Source organism: Hydrogenophaga sp., assembly GCF_018780385.1.
In the GTDB taxonomy this organism is placed as follows: Bacteria; Pseudomonadota; Gammaproteobacteria; order Burkholderiales; family Burkholderiaceae_C; genus Hydrogenophaga.
Genome location: NZ_JADMJO010000120.1, coordinates 20623 through 27107, shown reverse-complemented (window position 1 = coordinate 27107; position 6485 = coordinate 20623). Strand labels below are relative to the sequence as shown.

The window sequence follows — 6485 nt, the reverse complement described above, 5'->3', positions numbered from 1 at the left end:
CGCTGTACTCGGTCTACCGCAAGATGGACAACAAGCACCTGTCGTTCTCGCAGGTCACCGACGTCTATGGTTTCCGCATCGTCGTGCCGGAACTGACCGACTGCTACACCGGTCTGGGTGTGCTGCACCAGCTCTACAAGCCGCTGCCCGGCAAGTTCCGCGACTATGTGGCGATTCCAAAGGTCAACGGCTACCAATCACTGCACACCACGTTGATCGGCCCGTTCGGCACCAACATCGAATTCCAGCTGCGCACGCACGCCATGGACGTGGTGGCCGAGTCCGGCGTGGCCGCGCACTGGTTGTACAAGGCCAGCGAGCCAGGTAGCGACATGTCGCAACGCCTGGGCACGCAATGGCTGCAGTCGCTGCTGGACATCCAGCAGGAAACCCACGACGCGGGGGAGTTTTGGGACCACATCAAGATCGACCTGTTTCCAGACGCGGTCTATGTGTTCACGCCCAAGAGCAAGATCATGGCGCTGCCGCGTGGCGCCACGGTGATGGACTTTGCCTACGCCATCCACAGCGACGTGGGCAACCACACGGTGTCGGCCCGCATCAATGGCGAGCAGCGTCCGCTGCGCACCGAGCTGGCCAATGGGGACGTGGTGGAAATCATCACAGCCGAGAGTGCGGAACCCAACCCCGCGTGGCTCTCGTTCGTGAAGACCGGGCGTGCACGCTCCAAGATCCGCCACCACCTGAAGACCGTGGCCCAGGAGAAGTCGCACGAACTGGGCGAGCGCATGCTGAGCCAGGCGCTGAGATCCGAGGGCATTGCAGCCCTGCCGGCCGAAGACGGTCGGTACCAAAGCGCCTGGGAAAAACTGCTCCGATTCACCGGCAACAAGACGCGCAACGAATTGCTCTCCGACATTGGCATGGGCAAACGCATCGCCAGCATGGTGGGCAAGAAGCTGGCGGTGCTGTTGTCCGAAATGGGGCTCAAGCCCGATGCGCTGTTGATCAGCACCGAGCGCTACGCCAGCGGCCGCGACGAATCGGCCTCTCAAGGCGTTGTCACGCTCGACGGCAGCGAAGGCCTGTCGGTGCAATACGCCCCCTGCTGCAAACCCATCCCGGGCGACCGCATCGTGGGCTACCTGGGCCGCGGTGAGGGCTTGGTGGTGCACGCCGAAGAATGCCCGACCGGCAAGCGTCTGCTGTTGCGCGACAGCGAGCGCTTCCTGGAAGTGGAATGGGCGGATGAGCCTGTGCGCTCGTTCGAGACCACGGTGGTGGTGACCGTCACGAACGGCAAGGGTGTTCTGGCACGCGTGGCATCCAGCATTGCCTCGGCCGAAGCCGACATCACCCACGTGGACATGGGTGATGAGCCCGCTCAGACCGCGACAGACATTCGCTTTTCGGTCTCGGTGCGAGACCGCCAGCATCTGGCCGATGTGTTGCGCAGCCTCAAGCGCACCACATCGGTGATCAAGGCGCAGCGCTTCAAGCCGGTCAAGGCGTGATCAACTGCCGCTGGCGGGCGCGGGGTAACTCACCGCCAGCACTTCGAGTTCTTGCGCACCACCGGGCACCACCAGACGCACCACGTCGCCCACTTTTGCCTTGAGCAATGCGCGCGCCACGGGTGACACCCAACTGATCTGTCCTTGTGCGCTGTCAGCCTCATCCACACCGAGGATGGTGACGGTGGTCTCGTTACCCGTGTCGTCGGCGTAGGTCACGGTGACTCCAAAGAAGACCTGGTCGCCCCCGTGATGCAGCGATGCATCGACGACCTCGGCAATTTCGAGCCGGCGCGTTAGAAACCGGATACGCCGGTCGATCTCGCGCAGGCGCTTCTTGCCGTACAGGTAATCACCGTTTTCCGATCGGTCGCCGTTGCTGGCGGCCCAGTGCACGATCTCGACGATCTTGGGTCGCTCATCGTCGATCAGCGTGAACAGTTCGGCGCGCAGGCGGTCGTAGCCCGCCCGGGTGATGTAGTTCTTGCCACCGGGCACCGGTGCCGCTGACGGAAGATCGTCATCCTCGTCCTGGTCGGACTCCTTGGTGAAAGCCTTGCTCATGGTGACCCTTCGCCGTTGGCATGCGTTTTCAGCGGCAGAAATGAAAAAACCCGCAGCTTGTGGCTGCGGGTTTTTTGTTTGGTGCGGCTGGCAGGAATTGAACCCACGACCCCTTGGTTCGTAGCTACCAGATCATCTGTAAGTTGTTGATTTATATAGATTCTGTGACTGCTCATTATACCAAAACTACCCTGTTTAGACATGTATTTCAGAGCCCAGTCCCGCAAAAGTCCCGCAGAGGAAATTGCGTGCGAAGTAGCATCGATCAGTTTCTGAGACCGGGGCGCAAACTTTTTCTGTAGCGTGAGTAGGCGCCCGGCGAGTGTTGTGAAGCGACAAAACTGCGCCCGCTCCTTTGGAGCTGTCAGGGAGATAGATGTCGATAAATATATCTTATCGGCACTAATTTATATCAGAGAGCAGGGCGATGCCAACGAAAAGTACGAGAGTCTCCCGGGGCGTCCAAGTCGATGACGTTTGGGCCGCGGCCGACGGCGTGCTTGCCCAACGCAAGCGGCCCACGATCGAGCGCGTGCGCACGCACCTCGGTCGCGGATCCGCGCCGGCGCCGCCACCTTGAAGACTTCACCATTCACGTGCCGCAAGGTCGGTCAGAGCCCCTTTCTGCGCGAGTTGATCATTCCCTTTGGACGATCTGGATACGTCGTGTTGAGTTCCACTGATCTCTGCCGCTCTACGGGGGTCAGTTTTCAACGGAAGCCAACAGGCGGGCTCTACAACTGCAGTGCAAACGTCCTTCGTGCCACTTCAAGTTCTGGCATCAACTTGTTCACGACATCGTCGCGTGACATGCGCGAAGTGGCCACGGAAAGACTCATAGCCCCCAGCAACTCACCCTTTCCATTGCGCACCGGCACGGCAATGGAACGCAAGCCAATTTCCAGCTCTTCGTCACTCATCGAATAACCGCACTCGCGCGCAGCCTGCACCTCCTTCATCAGTGCCGCCACGTCAGTCTTTGTTTTCGGCGTAATCGCCTGGCGACTCATTCGCTGAAGGCGGAATTCAACCTCCTCGTCTGACATACCCGCGAGAAGCACTCGCCCGGTTGCAGAACAATAGGCGGGCAATCGCGCGCCGATACCGAGTCCGAAAGACAAGCTGCGCCGCTGAGTTGAGCGTGCAACGAAAACGACAAACTGCGAGTCCAGCACCGCCAGCGACGCGGACTCGCGCGTGCGCTCACTCGTGATCTCCAGGATGGGCTGCGCCACCTTGGTCAGGGGCGTAGAGTTCACGTAGGCGTGCACCAGCCGCAAGGTGCGCGGCTCGAGAAAAAAATGCCGCCCCGATGCTCGCGCGTAGCCTAGCTTGACGAGGGTAAGCAGGGCGCGGCGAGTCGAGGCCTTGCTGTGGCCTGTGATATCGGCCGCTTCGGTCAGCGTCAGAGGCGAATTGCTGACGCCGAAGGCCTCGATCAGGAGTAGGCCCTTCTCCAGACCCATGACGTATTCCTTGTCAACTGCACGCGCTTCATCGTCCATTTGCGGCCCCACTCGAAGTTGAATAAGTTCGGTATTCGAACATTTTGCCGGATTTTGTTGACCTTCATCAACTCAAAAAATACAGTCGCGGTTCACCAAACGGTCAAAAGTTCGGTATCCGAATTCTTCCAAGGCAAGAACCCCACTGCATCATGAGCGTCACCGCCCCTGCGAATAGCGCACCCCTAACCTTCTGGCCACCTGGGAACCTCACCCGCGTGCCATACCACCTGTACCAGGAACCGGCCGTGCTCGACGCCGAGCAACAGCGCATCTTCGAAGGCGCGACCTGGAACTACCTGTGTCTCGAAGCCGAGTTGCCACAACCCGGCGGCTACCGCACGACGTTCCTCGGCCGCATGCCGGTGGTGGTGGCGCGCGACAGCGACGGCGAGGTGTACGCGTTCGAGAACCGCTGCTCGCACCGCGGCGCACTGATCGTCCTGGACGACGGCGGCACCGCGCGTGACTTCCAGTGCGTGTACCACGCATGGCGTTATGACCGCCAGGGCAACCTCAAGGGCATCGCGTTCCAGAACGGCGTAAACGGAGAAGGCGGCATGGACCCTGCTTTCTGCATGAAGAGTCATGGTCCGCGCAAATTGAGAACGAGTGTGTTTTGTGGCCTGGTATTTGGCAGCCTGAGCGACGACGTGCCCGACCTGGAGGACTACCTCGGCCCGGAAATCGCACGCGGCATCTCGCGCGTGCTGCACAAGCCGGTGCAGATCCTCGGCCGCTTCAAGCAGACGCTGCCCAACAACTGGAAGCTCTACGTGGAGAACGTGCGCGACACGTACCACGCGAGCCTGCTGCACGTGTTCTTCACCACGTTCCGGCTCAACCGCCTTTCGCAGAAGGGCGGCGTGGTGGTGAGCGAATGTGGCGGCAACCACATCAGCTTCTCCGCCATCGACCCCATCGCCGAAAATAGCGAGGACTACAAGACCGAGGAACTGCGTTCGGAGAAGGACGACTTCAAGCTCGAGGACGCCACGCTGTTGAAAGGAATAGACGAGTTCGGCGATGGCGTGACGCTGCAGATCCTCTCGGTATTTCCGGGCTTCGTGCTGGCGCAGATACAGAACACCATCGCGGTACGCCAGGTGCTGCCCGAAGGCCTGGAGACCACCGCCCTGAATTGGGTGTACCTCGGCTTCCAGGACGACACACCCGAGCTGCGCACCATGCGTCACAAGCAGTCCAACCTGATCGGGCCGGCCGGCTTCGTATCGATGGAGGACGGCGCTGTGGGCGGCTTTGTGCAACGCGGCATTGCCTCCGCTGGCGCGCAGGAAGCCATCGTCGAGATGGGCGGCGACAGCGTGCGCTCGCAGAGCAGCCGCACCACGGAAGCGTCCGTGCGCGGCTTCTGGAAAGCCTACCGCCTGCACATGGGAGCGGATGCATGAACGCGGTGATCGACACCGCGAGCGCGTTGGCGCTCAACGCGCATTGCGCGCGCTGCATCGACAACGACGAGCTCGAAGCCTGGACGCAGTTCTTCACCGAACACTGCCTCTACCGCGTGACCACCGCCGACAACCATGCGCAAGGCATGGAAGCCAGCCTGATCTACGCCGACTCGCGCGCCATGCTCAACGACCGCGTGCTCTCACTGCGCACCGCCAACGTCTACGAGAAACAACGTTACCGCCACCTGGTGGGCCTGCCCTCCCTGCTGGAGGACACGCCGCGCGGGCGCCGCAGCGAAACCCCGTTTGTGGTGGTGCGCATCATGCGTGGCGGCGAGACCAGCCTCTTCGCCACCGGGCGCTACCTCGACGAGCTGGTGATCGATGGAGGCGATACCCTGCGCCTGGCCAGCCGTGTGGTGGTCTGCGACAGCCACAACATCGACACGCTGCTGGCCATTCCCCTGTGAGCAAGCCGTGAGCACCCCGCACCTCATACGCATCGCCGGGATGGCCACCGCCATCCCCTGCGCCGCTGGTCAGACAGTGCTCGACGCAGTGCGACAGGCCGGCTACGAGATGCCGTTCTCGTGCAACTCGGGCGTGTGCGCCAGCTGCAAGGGCCGCGTCGTCTCGGGCCGGGTGAACCCCGGCGCGGCGGGTGAGCATACGCTCACGGCGGACGAGATCGCGCACGGACAGGTGCTGTTCTGCCAGGCGCGCCCGCTCACCGACATCGAGATCGAACCGCGCCAGATCGAGAAAACCGATCCGAACGCGCGCCGCCAGCTCGCCGCCAGGGTCATGCGCATCGACTTTCTGGCCAGCGACGTGGCGCGCCTCAAGCTGCGTTTTCCGGCGGGCGAGAAGGTGAAGTTCAAGGCCGGCCAGTACCTGCAGGTGCTGCTGCCCGACGGCCAGCGCCGCAGCTTCTCCATGGCCAACCCGCCGCACCAGAACGATGGTGCCGAGCTGCATATCCGCATGCTGGAAGGCGGCGCGTTCTCGCATTGGCTCGCGCACGACCTCAAGGTGGGTGACCACCTCCGGGTCGAACTGCCGCATGGCGACTTTCACCTGCGCGAGGGCAGCACCGCGCCCATCGTGATGCTCGCCAGCGGCACCGGCTTCGCACCCATCAAGTCGATGGTCGAGGACGGCCTGCGCCGGGGCCAGGCACGCGAGATCGCACTCTACTGGGGCGCGCGCACCGAGAAGGACCTGTACCTGCTCGACCTGGCGCGCGGCTGGGGAGAGCAGGCCGGCCTGCGCTTCGTGCCCGTGCTCTCCGAACCCGAGGCCGGCTGGAGCGGTCGCACCGGCTTCGTGCACCAGGCCGTGCTGCAAGACCACGACAGTCTTGCCGGCCACCAGGTCTACGCCTGCGGCGCGCCTGCCATGGTGAGCGCGGCGCGCAGCGATTTCGTCGAAACCCGCGGCCTGCCGCCCGATGCGTTCTTCTGCGACGCGTTCGTGGTGGCCCAGCCCCGCACCTCCGCGCTGACCGACTGAAGCACACCCGAAGA

At 62.7% G+C, this 6485-nt stretch carries 6 protein-coding genes and 2 pseudogenes; 6 read left to right on the top strand and 2 right to left on the bottom strand.

All coding sequences use genetic code 11. The annotated features are described in order from the left end of the window. Positions 1–1475 (top strand): TGS domain-containing protein (locus tag IV113_RS23785; protein ID WP_291090540.1); only part of this gene is annotated, 1475 nt, incomplete at its 5' end. Here the strand turns inward: IV113_RS23785 and greB are convergent. Then, complete coding sequence (gene greB, locus IV113_RS23780) at positions 1476–2039, bottom strand: transcription elongation factor GreB (RefSeq protein ID WP_291090538.1); 564 nt, start codon at positions 2037–2039, stop codon at positions 1476–1478. 427 nt (positions 2040–2466) lie between these two features. Between greB and IV113_RS23775 the strand changes: the two are divergent. Together IV113_RS23775 and IV113_RS23770 are read left to right on the top strand one after the other, a co-directional pair. Continuing rightward, positions 2467–2598 (top strand): annotated as a pseudogene (locus tag IV113_RS23775) (DNA-binding protein); the annotation flags it as partial. A 5-nt stretch (positions 2599–2603) separates the two neighbouring features. Beyond that, positions 2604–2711, top strand: a pseudogene (locus IV113_RS23770) (type II toxin-antitoxin system RelE/ParE family toxin); the annotation flags it as partial. Positions 2712–2773: 62 nt separating this feature from the next. Here IV113_RS23770 and IV113_RS23765 read toward each other — a convergent pair. Next, the gene (locus IV113_RS23765; protein ID WP_056272060.1) at positions 2774–3544 is read right to left on the bottom strand and encodes an IclR family transcriptional regulator C-terminal domain-containing protein; all 771 of its coding nucleotides are present in this window, start codon (positions 3542–3544) and stop codon (positions 2774–2776) included. Positions 3545–3696: 152 nt separating this feature from the next. On the opposite strand from IV113_RS23765, the gene IV113_RS23760 reads away from it, so the two are divergent. Genes IV113_RS23760 through IV113_RS23750 form a run of 3 tightly spaced genes read left to right on the top strand, consistent with a single transcriptional unit; the run spans position 3697 to position 6471 of the window. Beyond that, positions 3697–4956, top strand: coding sequence for a Rieske 2Fe-2S domain-containing protein (locus IV113_RS23760; RefSeq protein WP_056272063.1), 1260 nt, complete (start codon positions 3697–3699; stop codon positions 4954–4956). Further along, positions 4953–5429 (top strand): aromatic-ring-hydroxylating dioxygenase subunit beta, encoded by a 477-nt coding sequence (locus tag IV113_RS23755; protein ID WP_056272065.1) that lies wholly within the window; start codon positions 4953–4955, stop codon positions 5427–5429. The genes IV113_RS23760 and IV113_RS23755 overlap by 4 nt, the downstream gene beginning before the upstream one ends. 7 nt (positions 5430–5436) lie before the next feature. Further along, positions 5437–6471, top strand: coding sequence for a 2Fe-2S iron-sulfur cluster-binding protein (locus IV113_RS23750; RefSeq protein ID WP_236944066.1), 1035 nt, complete (start codon positions 5437–5439; stop codon positions 6469–6471). Positions 6472–6485: the final 14 nt, after the last annotated feature.

What these genes read in the sequence shown, in the direction of transcription:
- greB (WP_291090538.1), bottom strand. Translation starts at nt 2,039, where the DNA reads ATGAGCAAGGCTTTCACCAAGGAGTCCGACCAGGACGAGGATGACGAT.
- IV113_RS23760 (WP_056272063.1), top strand. Translation starts at nt 3,697, where the DNA reads ATGAGCGTCACCGCCCCTGCGAATAGCGCACCCCTAACCTTCTGGCCA.
- IV113_RS23765 (WP_056272060.1), bottom strand. Translation starts at nt 3,544, where the DNA reads ATGGACGATGAAGCGCGTGCAGTTGACAAGGAATACGTCATGGGTCTG.
- IV113_RS23755 (WP_056272065.1), top strand. Translation starts at nt 4,953, where the DNA reads ATGAACGCGGTGATCGACACCGCGAGCGCGTTGGCGCTCAACGCGCAT.